Genomic DNA, 2,923 nt, shown 5'->3' on the forward strand with positions numbered 1-2,923 from the left:
CACGTAGCGCTGACGGGGGGGTAGGTTCGTCGGAGGACGCCGCTTGCCGAGACTACCCCTCCACCGCCTTCGGCGGTCCCCCTCCCCTCCGGGGAGGAGTTTTAGAGAACTACCGCTCCAGCGTCTCCAGATCGCCATACACGGCCTTGCCCTGGAACACCGTCACCAGCACCTTCGCCTTGCTGATCTCGTGGACCGGCAGCGTGAAGATGTCCCTGTCGAGCACGACGAGGTCGGCGTTCTTGCCCGCCTCCAGCGAGCCGGTGAAGCTGGCCATGCCGTTGACCATCGCGACGTTGAGCGTGTGGCTTTCGACCGCCTCGGCGAGCGTCACGCCTTCGCTCGCGACCAGGGGTTTCGCGTTGGGATCGCCCGCGGTGCGGCGGGTGACCGCGACCTCCAGGCCTTCGATCGGGTTGGCGGTGGCGACCGGCCAGTCGGCGCCGTAGGCGAGCCTGCCGCCGGCGCGGACGATGCTGCCGGCGGGATAGATATATTCCATCCGCTTCTTGCCGATCGCTGTCTCGGTCAGCTCCATATAGGGGTACCAGGACGACCAGGTCGGCTGGAACTGGGCATAGGTGCCGAGCTTGCCGAAGCGCGGCTGGTCGGCCGGGTCGACGACGTTCAGGTGCGTGACCATGTGGTAAGTCGGCTTGGCGCCATTGGCCTTGCGCGCGGCCTCGATCGCATCGAGCGAGAGGCGCACGCCGCCATCGCCGATCGCGTGGAGAAAGGCGTGCATGCCCCTGGCGTCGGTCGCGGTGACGGCCTGGCTCAGCATGTCCGGCGCGATCTGCGGGGCGCCGCGCTCGGCCGATCCCTCATAGGGGGCGAGCATGTACGCGGTCTTTTGCGGGATCACACCGTCGACATAGAATTTGACCGTGTGGGTCGGGACGCCCAGCGCATTGGCGCGCTCGGCCGCCTTCACCAGGCTCGGGAATTGATCCATCCCGCGCTCGTTCTTCCACTTGAGCGATACCGAGACATAGGTGGTGAGCTTGCCCGCATCCTTCACCGCCTTGTAGGCGTCGACCATGCGGCTGCCGCCCTGGTCGTCGAAGTCGACGCCCGCGTCGTTCCACGCGACGATGCCGAGGCTGTTGAACAGCCTGGCGGTGTAGAGGATCGAGTTCTGATAGTCGGCGTCGGTGGGCGGCGGGATCAGCTTCGCGACGAGTGCCTGCGCCGATTCCTGGAGGCTGCCGACCGGCTCGCCGGTCGCGGGGTCGCGGTCGATCGTGCCGTTGACCGGGTCGGGCGTATCCTTGGTGATGCCCGCCAGCTCGAGCGCCTTGGAGTTCACCCAGTTGGTGTGGCCGCCGACCGAATCGAAGATCAGCGGGCGGGTGGTGGAGATCGCGTCGAGGATCGCCTTGTTCGGCACGCCGTTGGGCGGGAACAGCGAATCCTCCCAGCCGACGCCGTAGATGGCGCCGGTTCCCGGCGTCTTCGCGACGCAGGCGGCGATCAGCTTCTTGTAATCGTCGATCGATTTGCCGTCGTGGAGCGAGCAGCGCGTGTGCGAAAGCGCGCCGAACAGCGGGTGGGCATGCGCGTCGCCGAATGCGGGAAGGACGAGCCGGCCGCCCAGATCGACGATCTTGGTTGCAGGCCCCCTGGTCTTCGTCACTGCCGCGGCGGAGCCGACGGCGACGATCTTGCCGTCCTTGATCGCCACCGACTGCGCCCAGGGCTGCTTCTTGTCGACGGTGTAGATACGGCCATTGGTGAGGATGGTGTCAGCGGTCACAGGCTCGCGCGCCTGCGCGGTGCCTGCCAGGAGCAGAGCGAGCGCGGCGAGACGGGCGGGACGGGGCGAGTTCGACATATTCTCTCCGGTACGCTGACAGGGAAACGGCCGGCGCGGTGGCCGGCCCGGGAGACGTGGATCAGAATTTGCGGCGGAGCGAGGCCATGATCGTGCGGTCCTTGCCCATGTAGCAATAGCCCTCGTCGATCGGCGCACCCGAGTAGCTGCAGTTGGTGTAGACCTTCTTGTCGAAGATGTTCGCGCCGTTCACCGACAGCGTCCAATCCTGATAGTTGAGCTCGACCATCGCATCGACCAACGTAACCGGGGCGATGCGATAGGTCTGGTCGAAGCTGACCTTGTCGCCCTGGTAGCGCACGCCCGCCCCGACTTTGGCGCTGAGGTCGCCGCCGAGGTCGAAACCCTTCGCCGCCCAGGCGGAGGCCTGGTGCTCGGGCAGATTCTCGCGCCGGTCGCCGCGCTGGCGGCCGTCGACGACGAGATATTCGGCGCGGGTGTAGCTGTACGACGCGGTCAGGCTGAAATCCCCCGGCAGTCGGATATTGGCCTCCGCCTCGACGCCGCGCGACCGGGTCGAGCCGCCCTGGATGAAGTTCTGCAGCTCGTCCGGATCGGCGATCAGGACATTCTGTTCCTTGATGTCATAGGCGGCGATGGTGAACAGCATCCGCGGCGAGGGCTGGAACTTGATGCCAGCCTCATATTGGCGGCCGGTCCGCGGCACATAGGGGACGCCGAAGAAGTTCGAGCCGAACACCGGCAGGAACGATTCGGAATAGTTGAAATAGGGCGACACGCCCTTGACCACGTCCGCGATGATGCCGCCGCGGAAGGTCCAGGCCTTGTTGTCCTCGAGCTGGACGCCGTTGACGTTGGAGCGGACATCGTCGTGGCGCGCGCCGAAGACCAGCGAGACGCGGTCCCAGGCGCGGATCTGGTTCTGGAAGTAGAAGCCGAGCTGCGAGTTCTTGGTGTCGGTGGTCCAGCCCACACCGGTGACGAAAGGGACGCCATAGACGGGGTTGTAGAGGTTGAGCCCGGGCGCCTGGCCGAAACCTTCCTCCTTGTCCTCACGGAACGAAGTATAGTCGAAACCGGCGAGGATCTGGTGAGTCAGCGGCCCGGTGTCGAAGCTCAGCACCAGGT

At 66.0% G+C, this 2,923-nt stretch carries 2 protein-coding genes; both read right to left on the reverse strand.

Annotated elements, in window-relative coordinates:
* Positions 1-109: 109 nt before the first annotated feature.
* Positions 110-1,834, reverse strand: a complete 1,725-nt coding sequence (locus ABDV68_RS18745) for an amidohydrolase (protein ID WP_343521608.1) — start codon at positions 1,832-1,834, stop codon at positions 110-112.
* A gap of 61 nt (positions 1,835-1,895) precedes the next feature.
* On the reverse strand, positions 1,896-2,923 hold a 1,028-nt coding region (locus ABDV68_RS18750), incomplete at its 5' end, for a TonB-dependent receptor (protein ID WP_343521609.1).

The organism is Sphingomonas sp., assembly GCF_039595165.1.
Classification (GTDB): domain Bacteria; phylum Pseudomonadota; class Alphaproteobacteria; order Sphingomonadales; family Sphingomonadaceae; genus Sphingomonas.